Origin of the sequence: Roseburia hominis (genome assembly GCA_040702975.1) — a bacterium.
GTDB classification, from domain to species: Bacteria; Bacillota; Clostridia; order Lachnospirales; family Lachnospiraceae; genus Allocoprococcus; species Allocoprococcus hominis_A.
The window spans coordinates 1,642,619-1,666,037 of record CP159990.1 but is presented as its reverse complement, the minus strand read 5'-3'; the positions used below and the strand labels follow the sequence as shown (position 1 = coordinate 1,666,037).

Below are 23,419 nucleotides of genomic sequence, written 5' to 3'. Positions count from 1 at the left end.
TTCGTATATTTTATCTTTTCAAATATTTTATTCTTTTGTATTATCTATCCTTATCTGCCATTACCTGATTCCCCACACATTTTCTGCATTACATGTATCTTCTGGCCCTGTCTGCCATTCCCACACTCTCTTGCGGCCTCCATGAACCAGTCGATTTTCTGCGGCAGGGTCGTCTCGGGTATGTCGCAGCCTGTAGCCAGATGGTAACCCTTCTTTGCCGATTTCCCGACCGAAATACACGCTTTTACCCCTTCGTAAATCTCTTCCTTCGTCCCGTTCATCACAATCTCCACCGGGTCCACATTCCCTGCTATCGGAACTGCATCCCCCAGCTCCTTTGCTGCCCGCTCAAGATCGATGATATTATCCAGACTCAGTTCATTGAGTTCATACTGCCGCAGATATTTCCAGATGCTATACGTGGTGCCGCACATATGGAGCGATACCTTTTTCCCTGTCTTCTCCAGCGCATAATCCGTAAGTTCCTTCGTAAATGGAAATACAAACTTTTCATACAGCTTCGGCCCGATCAAAGCCGGGTTCGCGACCGGATCTGCCATGGCAATCCCAAAGCCGTACCTTGCCGCCATATCAATACAGCTCTTCTGGCTGTCCGTTACGATTCTGAGCAGTTTCATGATCGAATCAGAGCACTTCCTCGTATCCCGCAGAAGCAGCTCCACTCCACGAAGCTGGGAAGCGATCGTAAATGGCCCGCCGATACTCATTTCCATAGGAACGATCTTCCCGGCTTCCTCCAGTCTCTTTGCCGTATCCGCGAACACCTGAATTCTGGAATCAGTCTCTGCCCGGACCGGCTCCATCTCCTCAAGCTGCTCATACTGCTTCAAAAAAGGCTTGTCCGCATACGGCAGTCCCTTCTCCGGATAAACGAACCTGCCTCCCAGTGCTTCCGTTATCCCCCTGGTATTAGGTCCGATCACAATCCTGTCATAGCCGTATCGATTAAATGCCGCAATCTCCGCCTTCGCCATCTTCTCCGGGTCATACCAGAAATCCCGAAAACTGATGCCGGTAAACTGGCATTTGAATTCTCCCATAAATGGAATGCATGGGAAACGATCGAACTCCTGTCCGGATTCTATCGCTTTTTTTCTCTCAATCGGAGTCATCTGATCATTTGGTCTCTTTACTTTTTCCATTTTCTCTCCAATCCTCCATGGCTTCCACTCACATTTTTACCAACTTTTTCATATACATATTCATGATATTGTTAATTTTACACAAAGTCAAATCGTTTTTTTTAGTAAATCATACTTATTTATTGGATTTCTCTATAAATCTTATTGAATTTTTCTATTCATATGTTTCTGTCCATGTCATACCTTGTGCATTTATAGAAATTTTCAATATATACTCGTTTTCATCAGTTTTATCAATTTGCTTTCACTATGTATCACTATTATAATTTTGGTATAGACTTTTAATAAATATATATTAATTGTCTATAATTCTTAATTGATTGGGAGGATTTACACATGAAAAAGAGACTACTCAGTGTACTGCTTTGTGCAGCCATGGTCGTAGGCATGCTTGCCGGCTGCGGCAGCAAGGAATCCAAATCCGAGGGCGGAAAAGACGAAGGAGGCCAGGAGAAAACTACTCTGACTCTTTGGATGCCGCCGCTTGATGAGGATACAGAGGGGAACTGGAAACCTCTTCTGAAAGAGTTCGAGGAAGAAAACAATTGTGAGATCGAATTTGAACTGATTCCGTGGGCTAACTACGAGGAGAAGTGGGCGACTGCCATCAGCAACGGTCAGGGCCCGGATATCGGATATATGTATGCCGAGATGTACCCGACCTATATTTCTTCCGGCGCTGTTGTGGATATGGCAGACATGATTGACGATGAAGTGAAAGATGAATATCTGTATATTGACCGTGGTTATATGATGGACGGACAATATGGTATCCCGATTGTGACCGGCGTTCCGTTCGTACTTTATTACAACAAAGACATTCTGGATTCCGTAGGCGAAAGCGCTCCCGAGACCTGGGAAGATTTTAAACGAATCTGTGAAAAGACAACCCTTGACACCGACGGCGACGGCAAAATCGATCAGTACGGATATGCGGTAGGTCTTAACAGCGGCGACATGAGCAACCTGTATATCCTGAACTCCTATATTTACAGCCTGATCTGGCAGGCAGGCGGCGATATTTACGCTGATGACTTAAAGAGCGCACGTTACAACGATGAAAAAGGTGTGGAGGCCATTGAATTCTTCAAGAGTCTGCAGCCTTATATGCCGGAAAACCTGATGTCTATCTCCGGTACTGACGCATTTACCACTATTTTTGCAGAAGGCAAGGCCGCATTTGGCGTGACGCGTTCTTCCCAGTCTCATGAGACACTGTTTAAAGAGAGCTATCCGAACCTTAAGAACTGGGATTACGTAACTTCTCTTAAGAACGTGGACTACGGAACCTTCGGTGCGGCGGACTCCTTATCCATCATGTCATCTTGTGAGGATAAAGAACTTGCTATGAAGCTGATCCTCTATGTGACCGGTTCTGAATTCATGACCGAGTACCACAAGGTCGCTCCTGGTGCTCCTCTTACCAAATCCGAAGCATACGTGGGAGACCCGAAAATGGAACGTATCGTTACGGAAGACCGTGACAAATGGCGTCCGCTCCAGGTTGGTCCCTGCGGAAGTGAGATTCTTGAGAACCTGTCTTCCCATATCCAGTCTATCATGGAAGGAAAGATGGAGGTCAAAGAGGCCCTGGACGAATCTGTTGAATTTGCAAATGAAACTCTGGACGAATACTGGGCTGACAACGAATAGAAAAGTGAGGCGCTCATGAAGAAGAAGAAAGGCTTGTCCGTTCTTGTGCCTTATGCTTATATTACGCCGATATCATTGATCCTGCTTACTTTTGTGGCAGGATCTTTGATCATTGCGGTCTGTTTCAGTTTTACGAGATATAATATAATCACACCGGCAAAATTTAACGGACTTTACAATTATCAGAAACTATTCCGAGATGATAAGCTGCGGATCTGTATCATGAACACACTGAAGCTTACGGTGATCATCGTTCCTTTGCAGCTTTTTACCTCTACCTTATTTGCGGTGCTCATAGCAGCCAGACAGAATACCTTCTTAGGGAAACTGACCAAAGCGGCACTGTTTATCCCGGTTCTTTCCTCCAGTGCCGTAGTCGGTACCGTGTGGAAGACCATTTTAAATGGCGGCCACCCCGTTGTACGTGCCATTTTCGGCATCTTCGGCATTGACCCCACTATGCTGCTGGGGAGTAGTGAAAGCGCAATCGTGACCGTGGCCTGCATCATCGTATGGAAAGGCATGGGATATTATATGATCATCACTTTGTCCTCCCTGATGTCCATTCCGGACAACTACTATGAGGCGGCCAAAGTGGACGGCGCCAATACCTGGAACCAGTTGACACGGATCACGCTGCCACTTCTGAAACCCACGCTGATCATGAATGGGTTTCTTGCAACCGTCAGCGCTATGCAGATCTTCGATATGGTCTACACTATGACCGGAGGCGGGCCGTCCATGTCCACCACTACAATGGTCATGTATGCCTACCAGCTCACCTTCAAGGGCAGCAAAGCAGGCTACGCCATGACCGTGTCGAATGTGCTGATGCTGATGGTACTGGTGATCGTACTATTCCAGCAGCGTTTCATGCGGCGCGATGCGTCAGAGATATAAGGAGGTGCATAAGAAATGAAAAAAGTATTGAGATTGTTCGTGAGTCTTTTTCTGATCTGTATCATTTTAATATGCACGCTTCCTTTTGCTTATATGATCTTAATGTCCCTGAAAAGCACGATCAACGCATATGATTTCCGCTTTTCACTTGATACGATGTCATTACAGCAGTATCGGAAAATATTCGCGAATCCGTCCTTTGTACGCTATTTTATCAACAGTGTCATCGTGGCTGTGGCCGGCGTATTTCTGACACTGTTTACAAGCTGCACGGCGGGTTATGCATTTGCGAAACTGAAATTCAAGGGAAACGACAAGATCTTCCTCTGCCTGATCCTCACCATGCTGGTACCGTCCGAGGTAATCCTGGTGCCTTTATACATCGTGGTGCGCGGCCTGGGCTGGGTAAATACCTTCAAGGCCCTGATTCTTCCGCTGCCGACGGCTTTCGGCGTGTTCATCATGAGACAGGCTATGCTGGCAATTCCCAATGAGCTGCTTGAGTCAGCCAAAATCGACGGAGCTTCCAGCATGAAAATCCTCTGGAGCGTCGTGCTTCCTCTGGTGAAATCGGCTATGCTGACACTTTCCATCTTCACCTTCCTGGGTGCTTGGAACAACTTTACCTGGCCACTAATCATCACCACGGAAGACGCTCTGCGCACATTGCCGCTGGCACTGACCACCATCAAGGCTCAGTACGATGTTGATGTCGGGCTTACCATGGCCTGTGCAACGGTGACCTTCCTGCCACCATTTATCTTCTATCTGGCTCTTCAGTCCAAATTTGAGGCCGGGGCAGCACTTAGCGGAATGAAAAGTTAGGATTTTGTTCGATATGCGAACAAGGCAGCGCACCAGCGCTGCCTTGTCTTATGAACTGACATTACAAGTTAAATTCTTCGAATAACTGCTCCCTGAATTCTGAATCCTCTGCGGCTCTTACAGCTTCACTCAGCCGGTTCTGCTGCGAAAGCAGCAAAATCAGCTGTTCCATACATTCTATCCCTTCTTTTCTTCCTTCTTCTTTACCTTCTTCTCGCGTCTGGCGCATATGCCGTTCTTCATCATATTCATAAATACTCATACTCTTCGCCTCCGTCCGATACTTCATAAGAAATTCCTTCAGAATCCCCTCTTTGATACATTCCGTGATTGCACGTTCCACCGCCTCGGCAAGTAACATATCTTCTGCGTACCGCCTCACCCGAGCAGTATATTCCGCGTAATCTGCCAACGTTTTACATACTTTCTTGAGTTCCTCATTATACCCCGGATTTAAGTTCAACATAACAGCCCTTACTTCCAGAGACGGATTTTCCTCCACCACCTTGAATGCTTCCGAAAGACGCATCTCCAAACGTTCTGGCTGTTCCTTCACACCATTATAAAACACGACAAATCTAGGAGTATCTAGCTTAATCAGTTTCTCACCATACAGATTTTCATTCCTGATCATAGCCGAATATAAATCCGCCACATACATTAAAAAACGAAGTGGCAAATTGGGATTGTACGTCGACTGGTGTTCATACAACGACAACCTGGAGTCAATGATAAAAGAAATATCATTATGCATTGACATATAGATTGCATTTTCCAGAGTATTAATCTCCAACAACTCCGGATCCTTGTAATTTGTATGATTCATTGCATTATACAGGCCCAGAAGATCTTTCTTCTCACTAAAAATCTTTTCAAATAACCGGGCCTTGAATGTACGATTTACAGTAACTACTTTTTCATTTAATTGCTCAGCCATGAATAATCCTCCTGCAGCTTATAGTCTGCATTTGGATTCCTGACCCTTTTACCAAAGTAAGGTCCACTGGGTCTCACTTCAGGCATGCCTAGCTCGTTGCCCACGCAAATAATACACTGCTGCCTACGTTTATTCTATCACAACTCTTCCCATTATACCAGTGCATTTTTTGAGACAAAAACAGTCCAGAAGCTATTTTTTCCTCAGTCAAGAATCCTAAATACATTCTGTAAACATATAATAACTACTAAGTTCCATAAAAAGGAAATCTACGGCAGAATATGCCTTAGAACTCCGAAATTCCCGCCAAAGATACGGGATACACCAACCAATCAGTCAGAATTGTGCGAGCGGACCGATCTGAATTCGATGTATCGCCAGTATACCGCGGGTATCGGGCAAATGCAATTAAATTTATATGAAATTTTCGCACATATCAGAATAGACATCAGACGGCTTCCTCAATACCAAAACAAACCTTCGTCTATTCTTCCATCAGTTTTTTTGCAAATTCTAAAAATAATCTTGAAATCTCCAGATTGGGATTCCCTTGAAGGACTGTCATATTCTTCTCCTCATAGATCTGAATATTTTCATCTCTCGGCACCTTCATCAGAATCGGAAGATGCGCCCGATCCGCAAATTCCCTGACCAGACGTTCCTCCTCCTTCACATTTCTGCTGTTCAAAATGATTCCTTTTGCTGAGGCATAACCGCGGTCCTGAAACGATTGTACGGCCTGGTAAATATTATTAGCCGCATAGAGCGCCATCTTCTCCCCGGAAGTAACGATGATGATCTCATCTGCATAATTTTCCCGGATCGGGGCTGCAAACCCACCGCACACAACGTCCCCCAAAACATCAAAGAAAATGATATCCGGCTGATACGTCTCTATTGCTTCCAGCTCCTGAAGAATGGTAAACGTGGTAATAATCCCGCGTCCCGCACAGCCCTGCCCCGGAATCGGTCCTCCTGCCTCTATACAAAGTACGCCCGCATAACCTTCCACCACGATGTCGCAAAGCTCCGGTTCCTCGTCATTCTCCCGCAGATAATCCATAACGGTGACCAGTTTCTTTCCATTCAACAGGTTAATAGAGGAATCCGCCTTCGGGTCACATCCAATCTGCATCACCTTGTAGCCCTGCATAGCACATGCTGCTGCCAATGAGCTGGTTATCGTCGATTTTCCAATACCGCCCTTTCCATATATTGCAATTTTTTTCATTCTTTTCTTCCTTCTCTTTCCTCACTAATTTAAAAATACGTTTCAGCCCTATTTCAAAATGTTTCTAAAATAGATGCTCCCTTTCCTGCCAAACAGCACCGGACTTTTATCGAGATACATCGCGCTGGAAACCGCCATATGCGGAATCCATGCTATTTTTTCCGGTTGATAGGGCAGCAATTTACCATACAGCGGGTCCGCCACGATTAAATGATATGTCCCCCTAAGACTCAGCATTTGAGGCAAATCCGTCTCTTCCCGCAAATGCATATCCCCTTCTTCCATCAGGTCTTTCTCCATCTTGAAAAAAGTACAGATATCCACCTGCCCATATCCAAATTCTTCACGCAGCATGTCCCGAAGGCTGCAGGAGCTTACCTGTTCTCCCAGAATCAAAGCTCTCCTGACTCCGGATGGCCTCTCACCCTCTGTACTGCAGGCCTCCTCTACATGTGCCTGGCGTCCAGGAAGAACAGCCGCTTTTCGTTCATTACCGTATACTCGATCTCCCAGAAGAATCCTCCTGATCCTTTCAGCCCAGACTTTTTCCTGCATCTCCCCGACAGGATAACCAATCAGATACGGCGTTCCATATTTTTGCTCGCAGCTTTTTACAATCTTAATCCCTGACACAGAAACTGCTATATTCAGCTTTGCGCCTGCCGCTCCCGCGATTTCAGCCAGATGTCCATTACTTCCCCACACTGCCGGATTCTCTGCCCCGGCCTTTTTCAAAAAGAGAATACAATCCTGAATCTGGTTCAAGTCCCACATATCGATCGGAGTCGCCCCAATCACATTTACGTCCGCCAGCGTTTCCGCACGTTCCTTCACCACATTTTCCATCAAGGCGCGATAGGCCTTCTCCTGGCCGGCATCATAATACTCCATTCCATTGGTCGCGATACCGAAAGCCGGTATGGGCGTCCCCTTGCTCACCTGCTTGCTGATTTCCCCAGCGATTCCACCCAAATCAGCGCCGATCACTGCGGGAACCGGAGTTCCAATCAGTGCGATGAATGTGCCTCCCACCTCTTCATATGTACGGACCGCGTCTTTTGTGAGCTGCCTGTCGATTCCCATCACGACATTCCTCTCCCGCAAGGAGGCGGAAAATACCCGGCTCTTCTCCCAGCCGCCTCTTGGCTCTTCTCCAAACCGATACCCGCCCAAACACGCTCCGGCATCGCAGAATATCGTTAGTCCTCCCAGCTCATACAAAACGCTTGCCGCCCCCGAATAATCCGCCGCAAACGAAATCATTTTTTCAAATAAGCGCCCCATCTTTTTCCTCCTCTTTCGGATACACCGCCCAGTTTCTTGCGAAAAGATTCTGACCGATGTCTGGCTCTGCAGCTTTCACATTTCTTTTTTCTGCGGCGTCTGCCGATAATTGCTCTTCCATCTGCTCCATAATCTCGATAAAAGTCTCAAAATCATAGGGCTCCTCTCCCAGACGGATAAAAGAAATTCCCGGAACATGTTTCAGCATCATATTCGCCCCTCCAAGTGTATAATCCACCTCCTGCGGATTATCCATGAACCGCATCATGCTGATATCCGGTGCCAGATAAACCCTTATTTCCTCGCTATTTTCCATGAGCCACTGATAATAAGAAAGGTCTTCTTTTCTAATCTTATCCACAAAAAAATATTTGACCGAAAGTCCAAGCGCCACAAGATCACAGGCTACCTTGGCCGGATTATAATCCAGGGACTGCCCTACGGCAAAGGTCTTTCCTTCTGCAAGTCTTCTGACCTGATCCGCCTTCTCTTTTGCTTTTTGTTCGTATTTACTCACATCCAGATGCAGCTCCAATATTTCCTCAAGCCTCGCATAATTGCTCTGGATACTTTCCGGACTCATATGCTGATTCCAGTACATGAAAGGAACCCCGTATTTCCGCTCCATCATCTTAGCCGCATACAGACTGAATTCGCTAAGTACGATATTAAGCTTCGCCTCACCCATCCGGTCAAATTCTTCCAATGTTCTGCACTGGCGAATCTCATTTACCGTATATCCCGCTTCTTCCAAAACCTTATAAAAATCCGTATCTGTTCTTGCCGGCTCTACTTTTCCCAGAATATTTACCATGTTTCGTTTTGGCTTACTTTGATCAGCATCGATCATTCCGTAAACACTCTCTACAAACTTGTCCGTATGTTTTACAATACTTTCCTCTAAAATAGGAAACATCTCAATTACGCCGAACCGAATTCCATACTCCACTTTTAGTCTTTTCTTAATTCGGCTGTAATCCGTCTGTATCAGTCCATCCGCACAGGTCACCGTGATCATGATTACCTTGGGACATGGCTTAAGCGTGGGTAGCTGGGCAAATATCTCCCGTTCCAGGATATCGGCAACCTCCCCCAATATCAACTCCTTGTCACTTAGCCGAATCTGATAAATGCCCTCCGTATACCCATTCATCCATAAATCGGTAATACAATGAAACATACACGCCTGCGGAGCCACCAGAAAATGAATGGACTCCGGGATAAATACCGCAGTCCTTGACAGACCTCCCATACCCCGGTTTCCCGCCCCCGGGCAGCGAAATCCTTCTCTGGAATATCTTAATTTTTCCTGCTTGTCCGGTCTTTCTTTCTGTAAAAATTCACAGATCTCTTTTATCGAATAGCCTCTTTCCTTCATAAACACCTCGTTTTTCCCCGTAAATTATATCTTTTGACCGTTTTTCTATAAAAATTATATCACGCCTCCATAGTTCGCTCAAATCGTCATCTTCTATAATTGTCTATAATTTATAGCGTTTATCTATGTTATTTCCATTTCAAAGCAAGAAATCCTCTATTTGAATCTTCGTCTGAATTTGAAATTGAAGATGCACTTAGCGAAATGAAAAGACATAGTAGTGTCTCAATATGCGAATAAGGCAGCGCTGGTGCGCTGCCTTATTTTATGAATTGACACTACAAGTTAAATTCTTTAAATAACTGTTCCCTGAATTTTGAATCCTCTGCGGCTCTTACAGCCTCGCCCAGTCGGTTCTGCTGCGAAAGCAGCAAAATCAGCTGTTCCATACATTCTATCCCTTCTCTTCTCCCTTCTTCTTCACCTTCTTTTCTTCCTTCTTCTCGCGTCTGGCGCATATGCCGTTCTTCATCATATTCATAAATACTCATACTCTTCGCCTCCGTCCGATACTTCATAAGAAATTCCTTCAGAATCCCCTCTTTGATACATTCCGTAAATCTTATTCCACCGATTCTTCATCCTGCCACACGACTTCCGTGCTCTGCCTTGCAACCATTCCATTTTCCATTGCATAGAATGTTTCAAGATACTCCTCTTTGCTCCGTTCATAGATTTCCCGCGAAACCACCTCCTCACCTGACAGATTCTCCTTTTCCGTCTCCACCAGAATATACTCCGCCCCGGATTCTGCCGTGAGCTTCTGGGGCACCTCCGCCGGACTGTATTCTGCTTTTCTGATAATCCGGTTCTCCCTGTCCATCTGGAAAATCGTGATCTTCACCGGCCTGTACATCACTGCGATGCTGACTGCCACACTGCTCTTCTCCTCGACCGACTTCCCGTTTTCCGTCGTCGTTACCTGGTCCGCAAGCTCCGTAGTCATACAGACTCCTTCCGAGGAATCTCCGCTCGTGGAAAATCCCTGCCCCGAAACCACAAAAATTCTTCCTTCCTGCGTCTGATAGACCGGATTCACATAGTATGCGATATTCTCATTTGCCTTTCCCGGCAGAATATACACCGTTCCTTTTATACTTCTCTCCTCCCCGGTATCTGTCGTCTTGATGTGCGTATCGGTATCGCAAATTCCATCGCCATACTCACTCGCCCAATACCCATCTCCATCTTCCCCTTTCCAGAAGGGCGTAAAGAAATTGACACCAGCAATATCTCCGAAGGATACCTTCCAGTCACCCGGATCCTCACTGCCATTTTTTTGAATGTCAGCATATAATTTCTCCTCATACTTAGCATCATCGGCAAGCATGACTTCTCTCCCGTCTGCCAAATCAGACGCATGCGCTTCTAAATACCCCTCCATATCATAAAGGTCCAGATAATCCGGTGTGATAAATGCTCCGATCAACCGCCCATTTCCCTCTGTTCCTCCTTCCGGAACCGCAAGAGAGCAGCCACACAGGGAAAACATCAACATGACCATGACTGTGCCGAGTTTCTTTTTTCTATTCTTCATTTTCCTCACCCTCCTCCAGATTACCGTCAAATTTTAAGATATCTCCCACGTCACACTGTAAAAAGTAGCAGATTCTGTTGATCGTGTGAAATCGGACGCCCTTTGCCTTACCGCTTCTGAGAACCGAGAGATTGGCCTCGGTAATATTCACCAGCCTGCAAAGCTCCTTCGATGTCATCTTCCTCTCTTTCAGGACCTCCTCCAGACAAACCCGTATTCCCATATGTCTCACCTGCCATTATACAAACAAATCATTATCCTGCTTCAGCTTTTGATCTTCGCGAATATAGCGTGAAAGCAGGAGTACAACCAATACAAAAATTACAGAAGTCACCGGAATCGTAACCGTCATATTAATCTGACAAAGTACATTTCCAAACATAAGCTGAAGAATACTGAAAATCATGTCTGCCGCCACCGTGACGGCCAGCGCTTTCACGCAAAATCCTGCCAGTTTCTCCACTGATGCCACGGACCCGTCCGAATAGCGGTCTTTTTCCAGTTCCTCCAACACGCGGATCGCCAGAAATACAACCACAATATCTAAAAGGTAGGGAAGCGCATTTACCAAAAACTGTAATATCAAAAAGAAATACGTTGGCATAAGCGGAGATACTCCTGAAAATGTGTCTTCGCTCATTACTTCAAAATAGGTTGTATTCTGGGTTCCCACTTCATGCAAGGCTAAGCAAAGATTTCCTAAGCATCCCCAGAAAACTGCATATACAAAGACTGAATTCAGGCAGACAAGAAGTGTTTTAAGTCCTCTCTGAAGCCCTGCCTCCTCAGCCGATGCATATACACACAGTACCCGAAGAACAAGATAGCCAAACAGGACCGAATAGAATGCCGATCCCAATATAATCTTTCCACCGCCCGGAACCGTAAACCCAGACAGGGCTGGATTAATCATATAATAAATGACGATGAATAGCAGGATACTCACAATCACAAGCAATGCATCAATCCGTCTCTCCTTATGTTTTTTAACCAACAAAATATAAACGGCGCACGGACTTAAGGAGAGTAAAAGATAGACAAGAATTGCGGCCACATTCCCGGTTGCGCTCGAGAGGGAAAGCGCCCTGAGTGCAAATCCAATCTGTTCAAACGGAAATGCAATGATTGTTGTGAAAAATCCTAAGAATCTTATCTGGAGCAGACTGAGTACACTAAATATGATAGCCTCTACGATAAAAAACCAGATAAATCTCTTTTGTTTCATAATCTCATCTCCCTTCTGATACACAATCGACTAACGAACAGCTCCAAGTGTTTCGTGTGTCTCAAACCAATTCAAACAGGCAGTAGAATTATTGTTTTACGATAATTATAGCTTCATTATAGCAGAAAATTATCGTTTGTCAATAATCTTCTTACCCTTAACCGTCGCTAAGAGCTTGCACTTCCGATTGCTTCGATTATCGTTTTACACTTACTCAGACCTGCTTGACAACAAAAAAACAACCGCACCTGGCAGGTAATCTCTCTACACTGAAACCAGATGCGGCGCCAAAAAATTATTCCATTTTCATTCTACTTCATTTACCCCTGATAGCAAACTTCCCCATCAATAATCGTATACAGAATTCGCGTGTCTGATATCATAGGATTCCCCGCTGCTATGACAAGATCACCGTCCTTGCCCTCTTCCAGGGAGCCGACCCGATCCTCCACACCTAAATGTCTCGCTGGGTTGATCGTGATAGCCTTAAGCGCTTCAAACTCGTCCATTCCATATTTCACAGCAAGGCCCGCGCACAAAGGTAAAAACTCCTGTGGAATCACCGGTGAATCTGTGATAATGGATACCTGGCAACCAGCCTTCGCAAGCACACCCGGTGTCTCAAAACTTTTGTTTTTTAATTCAATCTTGGTCGCATGCCCAAAAGTCGGACCGACGCAGACAGGATAACTTTCCGCTGCCAATTCCTCCGCGATCAGAGAGCCATCCGTGCAATGCTCCAAAGTCAGCTTCACGCCAAACTCTTTCGCAATCCTGATCGCCGTAAAAATATCATTTGCCTGATGTGCGTGAGCTTTCAGCGGAATTTCACCATCCAGAACGGGAAGCAGCGCCTCTAACTTCGCATTATATTTCGGTCTGTCTTTGACGGTCTTTGCCTCCTGAAGCTGTGCCCGATATTCCTGTGCTTCACGGAGAGTCACTCTCAGCTTGGACGCTGTTGCCATCCGGGAGTAATTATTTTTCTCTTTGTAACAGCGCTTTGGATTTTCTCCAAATGCACATTTCATGGCCGCAGGGAACTTGACGATCATATCATCCACCCGTTTTCCCTTTGTCTTGATCACTGCGAACATACCGCCCAGCACATTCGCGCTTCCCGGGCCCGTACCTACGCAGGTCACACCGCCTTCCAGCGCCAATCGGAACGTCTCATCCTGCGGATTCAGAGCATCGATCACCCGCAGCTCAGGCGTCAGTATCTCTGTCATCTCATTGCAGTCATCGCCCTCAAAGCCCATGGCATACCCATCTACGCCCAAATGGCAGTGGGCTTCCACAAACCCCGGATACACCTGGCATCCCGTGGCGTCAATTTCCTCTGCCACGTCAGATACAAGACCCGAACCTATTTTGGCGATTCTTCCGTCCTGTACCAGAATATCCGCCTGATAGCTTTCCGGATGAACTGCGTCGTGGAGCCATCCATTCTTGATTAGTAAACTTTTCATTTTCTTATGTCCTCCTTTTATTTTTCCTTTATACTATTTTACAGTATTCGTTCTTGCTGCTTAGCTATTTGGTCTATTTGCCAGCTATCTGTTTTTCCTGCTGTTCGATCAGTTAAAAATAAAATTGAAACCAGACAAAAACAGTCCAATTTTTACTTAGCTTTGTTTGACAACTCGGATATTGCCAGCCCCGACAATGTCAGAACTGTACCAGCAATCGACATGACCGTAATCTTTTCATGCAGAATAATGACCGACATGACGATCGTGATTACCGGAATCAGATAAATATAGATACTGGTCTTAATCGCTCCTAAGCTTTGCACCGCATAATTCCATGTCACAAAGCAGACCGCGCAGGCTCCGACTCCCAAATAGAGCATATTGATCAGATTGACCGGTTCCACAAATCGCTCCACTCCCAGCCGGAAATCTGACACACACGCCATCGGAATCATGAACAGTATTCCATAAAAAAACATCCGTCTGGTCGACTGAATCACATCATATCCAAGTTCCCCGATCTTTCTGGTCAAAATGGCATAGAATCCCCACATGGACGCCGCCGCCACACTGAGCAGATCTCCCGTTAAATTCAAATGAATCCCATCCTGCCCGCTGAAACTGATCAGGGAGATTCCCGCGATCGCAAACACAAAGCCGACGAAGAAGCTGCTCTTTAGTTTCTCATCTTTCAAAAAGAAATGCGCGCTGATTCCGATAAAGAATGGTGAAATAGAGGTAATCACCCCTACATTCGACGCCTGCGTATACGTCAATGCAACATTTTCAAACAAATAGTACAGGCAGATTCCCGTAAGACCTGTCGCCACAAAATACCATTCTTCCCTTCGATTTTTCAGCACCAGGCGCCCAGGCTTCATGAACCATAAAGCGACAAAACCAATTACAAACCGGAAGATCAAAAGCTCCACCGGAGTAAAATCAGCAAGCAGTACTTTGCTTGAAATAAAAGTTGTCCCCCAGATGATTACTGAAATCATGGCCATCACATGGCCAATCGCCTGTTTGTTGCTCTTCATACCACTATCCTCTCACTTTCATAATCCTTTGTAATCGTTTAATCGATGCCTCTTAAACATTGACCGATTCACAGAGTAATACTTCCTGTTCGATTTCCAGTCCATACTGTAAGATGGCATCTTTCAATTCTTCCAGCTCTCCTGCCTCCATACGCTCAAGCTTTCTCCTCTTCCCTGCGTCCAGCTTCACCCCGGCTCCCTGACGCAATGCTTTTTCGTAAGTCTTCCCATCCATATACAGCGGTCTGACCTCCGGAAAAATATGCTCCTTGATATATCCGAAAATACGAATCCCACCATAATCCATATCACCCCAATGATAATATTTCGTATCTTCTCCCAACACTTCCCGAAGAGTACTCAGAAAATATCGCTCCTTCGGAGAAAAGAATCCGTGGGCAAAAATATAGAGCGTATCACTTCTGAATCTCATATCCTCGTAATTCGCCTTATTTTCTATTGTCACTATTCTGCTTACGTTCCCCGCTGAAACTACCCTGGATTGTTCCAATGTCTGCGCATTTATAATTGTACCATAAATCATGCCTGCTGTGTCAATAGAAGTCCCAATTCCTCCTATTTCATACACCAATGGCCCCTTCCATTCCAGAGTCTGTGAATAGGTAAGTACCCCATGCTCCGCCAGAATCTGAGCAGCCTCCATGCCTTCCCGCACGTAGGGTGAATGATGGATCAATATGGTAATCAATCGTGTTTCGTACTTCGTCTCAAAGAGCTTGGAATCCCCCAGTACGTTAGCGCTAAACACACGCCTCCAACAGCTCTTCTCCTGTCCGGGAAGACTATTCAAACAACGGAAGAGATTCTCATCTTTTACCTCAACAGGCACCGTTCCTCTTGTGGTTCGTTCAAGAAGTAAATCATAATATTTCTTCTGCCATTCTTCCTTTGCTTCTTCTCTCCATCGTTTCAAAATTTCTTCCGCGCGTTGCAGCTCTTCCCTGGGATTTTCCACCCCGGCAAACGCACAGAGGCGGTCCATGTTTTCTACAGAAACATCTATTCTCTCTATATCCGTTTTGAAATCCCGCCACTTTACCCGGATAAGCTCCCGGCGTTCCAGCTCTTGGGCCTGCCTAAGAAGTTCCTGCCTGCCAATCTGGTCGATCACGTCCTGGGAGATTTCCGGGTGTTTCCACCCGGTCACCTTTCCGATCCGCCAGTCCTTCGTGTTAATCTTATGAATCAGCCACAGGGCCAGCGTCATTTTCCCCGCTTCCTTCGTCATCTTCTTCCCCTTCCATCATCTGAAGATATCGTCCTTTATCAATATGCATCATGGAAATCTGGTTCTGATACCTGCGGAAGCCGTACACACTGTCCACATTCTGGATCAGGGACTGCAGTCTCTCGTCCGGCACGCAGACAATAAGCTGCAGATTCAGTTTTCTCGCATATTTCAGACACACCTCGCTGCGCTCCTGATCCATCTTAGAAAACGCCTCGTCAAGAAGCACCAGCTTAATCCTGGAATCCCGGTTGCTATGCGACATATAAAGCATGGCAAAACCGGCCATCAGTGCCACATACTTGGGGTTCTGCCCCTCGCCGCCGGAATCCCGCCCGGCCATCTCATCTACCATGTTCTCACGGATATTTCCCTTCTCATCCTCCACCCGCTCATACATACTGAACGACAGATAGTTCCGGTAATCCGCATAGCGCTCCATCTCCTGCCTGCGCTTCGCCAGGTTCATCTCATCTTCTCCCCGCGCGGGCATGAATTTTTCCGTCAGAAGGTTGATCTGACGCTCATATTTTTGCAGGAAAGTATCCTGCCCCAGACTCATCTGCCCCTCGATCTCGTCATCATAGAGTACCTTGCTGTCCAGCTCCTCGGCCATCAGCATTTCGTAAAACTGTGCATTTTCATTTTTCGCCGGCTCGATCTTGATCTGGTAAATGCTGTCCGCGAAATTGGTCTCTCTGAGCATACGATTGATCTCCGCCGCATGGCGTCTCGCCGCCTTGATATCCCCGTGAATGGCTGCAATCACATTATCCCGCAGGCTCTTATAAATCAGGTCGCACTGCTTTTCAAATTCTTTTTGGTACTCCGGCCTGTAATTGTTCAGATAGTCATTCAAAAGTTTATCGTAGGCGTCATTTGTCCGCTCCGTACCGCTTAAATTGCAGGACGGATAGGCGAAAATGTAATTATTTCTTGCCCGCGCCAGATTATCGTCTGCTTTTGCCAGCCTGTCGCCTAAACGCTCCAGACGGGAACGGATCCTGCCCTTTAAAGTCTGCCCCGTCACCTGGGAAAGTTCTCGCCTTACCTCTTCTTCTACCGCCTCGCCCGGCTTATAACCCATGCGCTGATTATTCAGTTCTTCCTGTTTATTATTAATATCTGTCGAAAGACGCGCTTCGCTGATCTGGTACTCGCGAAGCAGACGGCTGTTCTTCTCAATTTCCGCCTCCACGGCCGCCGACTGCTCTTTCAGCTTCTGCACCTCTCCTTCCAGCTCCCGGTACTTGCCCTCCTTTAATTTCCGAATGACCTCGCTTAACTCGGCCTTCTCAGCGAGGGCCTCCTCCAGCTCCTCCTGCGAACGGGAAAGCGCTGCCAGATACTCATCTCCTGCCCCCAGCGCCTCAAACTCCATGGACGCATTCAAAGCGGCCATCTGACGGGTCACTTCTCTTAGCGCCTCCGACAGCTTCTTAGTATCTGCCTCATATTCAGCCAGCTTCGCCTTGGAGACCTTGCTCCCAATGCAGGCGTTCCAGGTGTAATCCCGTTTTTTCAAATGCCGGAACCGGAAATTGCTGTAAGAATAGCAATCCGGCGTCACACCGTCATGCACCTGCTCCAGCTCCTCCACGGAGCGGCATTTTACGATATGCCCGAGGAAACGCTTAAGACACGCATCTACATAAGGAATCTCCGTGGTGACCGCCTCATAGAGCGTCCCTTTTAACGCCTGAGGCCCACTATCCATAAGCGCCCGGGAATTGATCAGCTCGATTTCTTCAAACTCTTTCATGGATCGGAAGATGACCGCCGCATCATGAGCATACTTCGGCTCGGTGATCAGGCACAGCTTCAATCTTCCCATTCGTCCTTCTACCGCGTCCTTCCACTCCTCCTCACGAATATCGAACAGATCGGCCAGCACCTGTACCTCCACCGCATGTCCGTAGGAAGCCGCCAGCCGTTCTCTCAGCATTTTTCTTGCCTTGCGGATACTCTCGCCCATATCCCCGTAGGATTTGCGGTCATGCTTCATGTCCTCTACGCGCTTTTTCTTCGCTTCATACTCCTTTTGCACACCTTGCTTCTGTTCTCTTAATTCCTCAATCTCGTCGCGGATCATCTCCCTTGTGCCCGCAAGCGCCTCTCTTAATCTGGCACACTGCGAAACGCTTACCGCGCCCTTCTGGAATTCTTCTATTTTATAAATCGTCGGATTGCTCACATAATCGGTCACAATCTCCTCGTCTACCCAGCGTTGTAAACCAGAAAGTGTCTTTCGCCACTGCACACTATCCTTCGCCAGCATATCCGCCCGCTTTGTCAGTTCCTCGAGACGCTCCTTTTTGCTGCCGTAATCCGTGGCTTTGAGGTCGGATTCCGCCTTGATCAATGCCTCTTTTACGTCCTCCCGCTGCTCCTTTAAAGCAGAATCCTTCTTCGAGAACTCCTCGCATTTTTTCCGGGTATCCGAAAGCTCCTGATTGTCCGCCTCTATCCTGCTCTCCAGCGCCAGGATGTCCACAAATTTTAGCGCCGCCTGCCCATGAACAATGTCGGCGCCTACATTTACCACTTCCTGGTGAGCCTCCTTCACCCGGGTCAGATAACTGATCCTTTTTTCCAGATCCTCCACCTGTTCCTTGATGTCCCTGTATTTTCCAAGCTGTTCGCTGATTTTCCCGATCGCCTTCCCTTCGCTTCTGGGGAACATATAGTCCCTGATGAACTGGCCGGTTCCGTTTGTCATCTTAAGAGCGATCGCACTCTTTTCCATAGTCATGAAACGGTTCCCGTCGATGTAACCGAGGATCACGTCGAATAAGGTCCCCAGATAGGCTTCCTTGGAAGGGTAGATCCGGTTTACCTCCCCCTTGCCGCGGTTATCCTCCGATTTGGACCGCTCTTCCACAAGATGCCGTATCTGCTTATTGTCATAGGGAATCCCTTCCTCCGTCCGGTAGCCGCCCTCCGGCATTCTTCCCGAATGACTGAAATAGACGAATTTTCTGACTTCACTGTCACTTATGCGAACCTCAAAGGCGACCCCCACACAGGTCACAATATGATTTGACGTATCCTCGATCTCAAGTGCAATCGTAGAGCAGAAATCCTTACCTTCCCGGTTGGCGGTCCCGTCCTTTTGCTCCCCGCGAAGATAGCTGATCACACTTCTCCGGTTCTTGGCGTCATCGGCCGCTTTATTCAAAAAGGCGGGCGAAAAACTCCCGTACAGGATCACCTGAATCGCGTCCATCACCGTAGATTTCCCCGAGCCGCTCTTTCCACTGAACAGATTCACATACTCGTGAAATGTAAGGATCTTATGTTCCACTCCGCCCCAGTTGTTCATACACATTCTGGTGATAATTTTCTTAGCTTCTCTCACCTTATTCCTCCCCTGGCTGTAATGCTTCCTTCATTTCAAGCTGCACAGCCTCTTCCTCGTACTCTCTTACCAACTCATTGATATCTGCGGTCCTGCAATAAATGTTGACGGTACTGTATATGTAAAGAGGCGTAGTATCCTCCACATTCACGATCGCGCACGGGATTTCCAGCATCTGATGAAATTTCATCAGCGTCAGGGCCTCCTGCCATTCCTGGTTCGTCAGCTTTCGATTAATCAAATTGGTATTCTTCCCGTACTCGCGGATCTCTTCTAAATTCGTCACCGTAGCCCTAAGTCCCTCGCCCATGATCTTATCCCGATAAATGAGTTTCAGGATCAATACCAGCAGCGTGGTGGTCATGCTCATCTTCTCGGTGGCAATCCCCTCCCCGCCGATCCGAAAAATAGATTCCTGCGGGTCATGGAGCAGTTCGCACCCGGTGACCGACAGGTAATCGCGGATAAAATCTTTATGCTTTTCACAGATCCGGTATCTGGGGTTATCCCGCGACACCAGCGTGACCGGATCGTATTTGATTTTTAAAATGCAGGTCTGCTTGAACAGGTCGCGGATCGTTCTCTTCACTTCCTCCGCCTCCGTGATCGACAGGCTGTTTAAATATTCGATCATATCTGATTATTCCCTTCTTATATTCTACTTCGCACGAATCTTCAAATTCGTGAACGTAAATCCTTCGTCCGTTTCCAGCTCGTCCCCCAGTTCAATCTCGCACTCTTTCTCCCGGTCCTTCGTCATATACTGCCATACAAACAGCAATTTTTCCAAATCTTCCATTCCTTTTACAGAATCCTTGTCCCAAGTAAAGACTCCGTCCTTTTGGTTCCTCTCCATAAATTCCCGGATCTGCTTTTTTGTATAGAGCGGCTTCGGCACAAAATCCGCCATCTGCTCCTCCTGCCCCGCCGTCTTTCCCACTGGCTCAGGCCGGAATTCATAGTCCGGGCGATCCCTTCTGGCGTAAGGGCTGTCCTCCGTAATGCACCGGTACGGCGCGGAAAAGCACATCTTCTTTGCCAGCTTCCCCAGAATCTCATCCCGTTTTTCACTCTTTCCAAGAAGGCCTGCGAGGACCACCGTACTATCCTGATCCTCCGTTCCTTCTCTTAAAATATAGCGGATTCTTGCCGCCGCGCGTCCCGCAAAAATCGTTTTCTGCTCGATCAGTTTATTATATTTCTTTTCGATGAGGTCAAATTCCCTCTCGACCAGATAGACAAGACGGCTTGCCTCCTCATAATTCTCCAACTTCCTCTGCATGCGCCTCCAAGGCAGGCTGTCTTCTTCCAAAGTCAGAAGGGTTCTCTCGTCCTCTTCCTTTCTCAGTTCATTCATCTCCAAAATCCGGCCAAGTAACTCCTTTACCGCCTCCTTATAGCGGTAAAAACTGTCCGTCGTCGTAAGGATCGCATATTTTCTGCTGTCTTTATTGTTCATCTCATTAATCAGGACCTCCTGGATTCCCAAAAAGTCCTTCTGCCTTGCCAATTCATCAAAATACGCCCGCATACCGTCCTGCATATTCGTAAGGAGCTGTCCCAGACTTCGGGATTTGTGCAGCGCATTTTTCAAAATGTCGTTATTCTTCTCTTTGTCCGATTCATAGGTAAAAAGGGCACTGTAAATGGAAAGGATACTCTCTCTTTCCTGGCTGCTATCTTCCCGCATCAGCTTCTGGAACAGCTCCACATATAATTGGCTGTATTCCGGAAAGGAGATGACATTTTCATTCAGCTTCTCATCATAGTCGCTGCGAAGCCACCCCCAGCTCACGAGGCGTCCCAGAATAAATGCGGCACTTGCACTCACCGGCATCTCCTCCGCCTCTTCCCACACTTCCCAGGTCCAGTCAGCATTCTTCCGGGCCAGTTCTTCATTAATGATCCCTCTGCACTCACGCTCCGTAAGGCCCAGGGACGTGCAGTATTCGCTGTTTTCCACATAAATCGCCACCAGAACCTGCATGAACAGATCCATGTTCTGGGTGCGGAATAATTTATAGAATTCTTTGGGGATTCTCTCTTTTAGTATCATATAACCCTATCCTTTTTATAAACCTTTTTCGGTATCCTGCCAATTACTCCCTACAATAAAAAACCAATTGATCAACATTTCTGAAAACCAATCGGTTATGTAACAAAATGCTATACTATTTCCAGTGCAATTCGTTGCATTTCTTTTTCCAAACCTTTAAATTTTTCTGTCCATACTCCGTTATGCTCAAAAATTTTTTTAATCTCTATGTAAATTGTATCATTAAGCATATTAGTCGACTTTACTGCGGCATAGGAATTCTTAACTGTACACTTTTCCATCACTCTCTCCATACGCCTTTTATATTTTTCCTTATAGCCTTCTTCCTGCAAATCTTCGTAAATATCTTCCAGCCTTTGATGTATATCTTCCCACTCAGTCATTCTTGGAACCATTACCCGATCAACGTCATTAAGTCCCACCGCAAGAATCGTATTCCTACCCACTTTTTCAGGATCAATTCCTTTTAACCGATAGGGATTCTCCTTCCACAAGGCCAAATACTCCTTCGGATCATCTTCACAAGGATTCACAATCCTATTTTCATTATCATTCTTTTTTCTATTGCAACGCAAACACGCAGGAAACAAATTCTTCCATTCTACGACTTTATCCATATGCGAACTTTTGGGCAGAAAATGGTCTATCGTAGCATCCTTTGACTCAATTTCCAATACACATTCACAGTAAGAACATTTCCCATGACTCATTTGAAGCAACGCAGACTTCAACGGCTTTTTTATCTTGGGTGAATTCCATACATCTTTAGCCTTATCTTCTGTATATAAGCGCGTAAGTTCAGACTTTACTTCCTCAGTAAGTTCTTCAGGCGGAAGCCCTCTTTCGAGTTTAATCATTATTTTCGATCATCTCCATATCCAAATCCATGACTTTTCTTTCCTGGCTTTTCGGATGAACCATTTTTAACAGTTTTTCATACAATTCTCTTGCTTCATCATACTCTTCCTTGTCAATAGCTTCTGAAAACCTGCGAATACTTTCATTATAAACAACTGTTTTTCTTTCCACCCCCATCTTCTGCTCCTGTATGGCATCAATGCTCCAGCCATTATAGTTCCCCACTTCATCAGCATATCGCATTGTATTCATGTCAAACAATTCATCTGACTCCAAAGCCTGTACGATGAACGGTGAATGTGTCGATATAATAAACTGACAATTCGGAAATGTCCTCTTTAAATCATCGACAATCGTTTTCTGCCATTTGGGGTGGAGATGTAAATCCAATTCATCAATTAATATAACTGCTTCCTCTTCCAATGGATTCTCTGAATCCGGATTCGCAAGCGACAAGCGCTTCGCAATATCAGCAACTACAGACAATACCGCTTTATAGCCCCCGCTCAACTGATCAATTTGTAAATCTATCCCTTTATCATTAGTCAAAACCATTCTGGACGGCGATAATTCAATTCTAAGATTATGATACCCTTTAATCATACGTTCAATAGCGGATCTGACACAGTCCAGTCTCGTGTTATGATAATCTGCACATTTTCTCAAACCACGCAATTCAATATCTTCTTCCGTTTTAAACCAATCATAAAAATCTCTAAAATAATTCACATTATCAAAACAATTCCGCAATGAATCCGTTACTTCGAAATTCTTTATATGTCCTCGCTGAGGAATATCTCGTATAACTCTATCCGTTCCATAATACAGTACAAGTGGCAAAGTTTTTTGCAGCACACAGTCAATATATTTTTGTTTCAGCTTTTTTAAATCGTTCGTTTGTTCTTTCATTTCAATGACTTCTTCAAACGGCACCTGGGAAGAGAATCTTCTTCTGTTTGTCCAAACATACTTCTCTTGATCCAGTTCAATTCCTATTGTAACTGCGGTACCAGATGTTCCACACATGATATCGCCATTTGTCAAATCACATTTTTTCACTGCATCACCATTTATAGCGCGTAATACAGGAACATACGCTTTCGTAATTGCTTCAAGAAATGTAGTTTTACCACTGCCATTTTCTCCTATTAAAACAACAAATTTCTTGCCTTCAAAGGAGATTTTTTCTGTCTTTATATTCCTAAAATTAACTAATTCCAAAAAATCAATTCTCACAATGTCACCTTCTT

20 protein-coding genes are annotated in these 23,419 nt (G+C 46.0%); 3 read left to right on the top strand and 17 right to left on the bottom strand.

Annotated features, from left to right (window positions below):
- Window positions 1–50: 50 nt before the first annotated feature.
- Window positions 51–1,163 (bottom strand): uroporphyrinogen decarboxylase family protein, encoded by a 1,113-nt coding sequence (locus ABXS75_07815; GenBank protein XCP86688.1) that lies wholly within the window; start codon window positions 1,161–1,163, stop codon window positions 51–53.
- A 336-nt stretch (window positions 1,164–1,499) separates the two neighbouring features.
- On the opposite strand from ABXS75_07815, the gene ABXS75_07810 reads away from it, so the two are divergent.
- From ABXS75_07810 to ABXS75_07800, 3 genes are read left to right on the top strand one after another with little or no spacing between them, the layout of a single operon-like run.
- Complete coding sequence (locus ABXS75_07810) at window positions 1,500–2,816, top strand: sugar ABC transporter substrate-binding protein (protein ID XCP86687.1); 1,317 nt, start codon at window positions 1,500–1,502, stop codon at window positions 2,814–2,816.
- 15 nt (window positions 2,817–2,831) lie between these two features.
- Window positions 2,832–3,716: a sugar ABC transporter permease gene (locus tag ABXS75_07805; GenBank protein ID XCP86686.1), complete on the top strand. Its 885-nt coding sequence runs from the start codon at window positions 2,832–2,834 to the stop codon at window positions 3,714–3,716.
- A 15-nt stretch (window positions 3,717–3,731) separates the two neighbouring features.
- Window positions 3,732–4,541, top strand: a complete 810-nt coding sequence (locus ABXS75_07800) for a carbohydrate ABC transporter permease (GenBank protein XCP86685.1) — start codon at window positions 3,732–3,734, stop codon at window positions 4,539–4,541.
- Window positions 4,542–4,602: 61 nt separating this feature from the next.
- Here the strand turns inward: ABXS75_07800 and ABXS75_07795 are convergent, their stop codons facing one another.
- From ABXS75_07795 to ABXS75_07720, 16 genes are all read right to left on the bottom strand, one after another.
- Window positions 4,603–5,478 carry a hypothetical protein gene (locus ABXS75_07795; GenBank protein ID XCP86684.1) on the bottom strand — a complete coding sequence of 292 codons (876 nt, stop codon included), beginning with the start codon at window positions 5,476–5,478 and terminating at the stop codon, window positions 4,603–4,605.
- Between the two features lie 484 nt (window positions 5,479–5,962).
- Window positions 5,963–6,709 carry a nitrogenase iron protein NifH gene (locus ABXS75_07790; GenBank protein ID XCP86683.1) on the bottom strand — a complete coding sequence of 249 codons (747 nt, stop codon included), beginning with the start codon at window positions 6,707–6,709 and terminating at the stop codon, window positions 5,963–5,965.
- 48 nt (window positions 6,710–6,757) lie between these two features.
- Window positions 6,758–7,993, bottom strand: coding sequence for a nitrogenase component 1 (locus tag ABXS75_07785; GenBank protein XCP86682.1), 1,236 nt, complete (start codon window positions 7,991–7,993; stop codon window positions 6,758–6,760).
- The gene (locus ABXS75_07780) at window positions 7,977–9,371 is read right to left on the bottom strand and encodes a nitrogenase component 1 (protein XCP86681.1); all 1,395 of its coding nucleotides are present in this window, start codon (window positions 9,369–9,371) and stop codon (window positions 7,977–7,979) included. Before ABXS75_07780 ends, ABXS75_07785 begins: the two co-directional genes overlap by 17 nt.
- A 278-nt stretch (window positions 9,372–9,649) precedes the next feature.
- Window positions 9,650–9,862, bottom strand: coding sequence for a hypothetical protein (locus tag ABXS75_07775; protein XCP86680.1), 213 nt, complete (start codon window positions 9,860–9,862; stop codon window positions 9,650–9,652).
- Window positions 9,863–9,933: 71 nt separating this feature from the next.
- Window positions 9,934–10,908, bottom strand: a complete 975-nt coding sequence (locus ABXS75_07770; protein XCP86679.1) for a hypothetical protein — start codon at window positions 10,906–10,908, stop codon at window positions 9,934–9,936.
- Complete coding sequence (locus tag ABXS75_07765; GenBank protein ID XCP86678.1) at window positions 10,898–11,131, bottom strand: helix-turn-helix domain-containing protein; 234 nt, start codon at window positions 11,129–11,131, stop codon at window positions 10,898–10,900. The genes ABXS75_07770 and ABXS75_07765 overlap by 11 nt, the downstream gene beginning before the upstream one ends.
- A gap of 15 nt (window positions 11,132–11,146) precedes the next feature.
- Window positions 11,147–12,133, bottom strand: a complete 987-nt coding sequence (locus tag ABXS75_07760; GenBank protein ID XCP86677.1) for a hypothetical protein — start codon at window positions 12,131–12,133, stop codon at window positions 11,147–11,149.
- Between the two features lie 320 nt (window positions 12,134–12,453).
- Window positions 12,454–13,605 carry an amidohydrolase gene (locus tag ABXS75_07755; GenBank protein ID XCP86676.1) on the bottom strand — a complete coding sequence of 384 codons (1,152 nt, stop codon included), beginning with the start codon at window positions 13,603–13,605 and terminating at the stop codon, window positions 12,454–12,456.
- A 152-nt stretch (window positions 13,606–13,757) separates the two neighbouring features.
- Entirely contained in the window at window positions 13,758–14,648 is an 891-nt protein-coding gene (locus ABXS75_07750) for a DMT family transporter (GenBank protein ID XCP86675.1), read from the bottom strand.
- Between the two features lie 52 nt (window positions 14,649–14,700).
- Window positions 14,701–15,897: a Wadjet anti-phage system protein JetD domain-containing protein gene (locus ABXS75_07745; protein XCP86674.1), complete on the bottom strand. Its 1,197-nt coding sequence runs from the start codon at window positions 15,895–15,897 to the stop codon at window positions 14,701–14,703.
- Window positions 15,848–19,255 carry an SbcC/MukB-like Walker B domain-containing protein gene (locus ABXS75_07740; GenBank protein ID XCP86673.1) on the bottom strand — a complete coding sequence of 1,136 codons (3,408 nt, stop codon included), beginning with the start codon at window positions 19,253–19,255 and terminating at the stop codon, window positions 15,848–15,850. Before ABXS75_07740 ends, ABXS75_07745 begins: the two co-directional genes overlap by 50 nt.
- 1 nt (window position 19,256) lies before the next feature.
- Window positions 19,257–19,889, bottom strand: coding sequence for a DUF4194 domain-containing protein (locus tag ABXS75_07735; GenBank protein ID XCP86672.1), 633 nt, complete (start codon window positions 19,887–19,889; stop codon window positions 19,257–19,259).
- Window positions 19,890–19,913: 24 nt separating this feature from the next.
- Window positions 19,914–21,311: a Wadjet anti-phage system protein JetA family protein gene (locus tag ABXS75_07730; GenBank protein XCP86671.1), complete on the bottom strand. Its 1,398-nt coding sequence runs from the start codon at window positions 21,309–21,311 to the stop codon at window positions 19,914–19,916.
- 110 nt (window positions 21,312–21,421) lie between these two features.
- Window positions 21,422–22,168: an HNH endonuclease gene (locus ABXS75_07725; GenBank protein ID XCP86670.1), complete on the bottom strand. Its 747-nt coding sequence runs from the start codon at window positions 22,166–22,168 to the stop codon at window positions 21,422–21,424.
- A complete protein-coding gene (locus tag ABXS75_07720; protein XCP86669.1) occupies window positions 22,161–23,405 on the bottom strand; it encodes an AAA family ATPase in 1,245 nt (414 codons plus the stop codon). Before ABXS75_07720 ends, ABXS75_07725 begins: the two co-directional genes overlap by 8 nt.
- Between the last annotated feature and the right edge of the window lie 14 nt (window positions 23,406–23,419).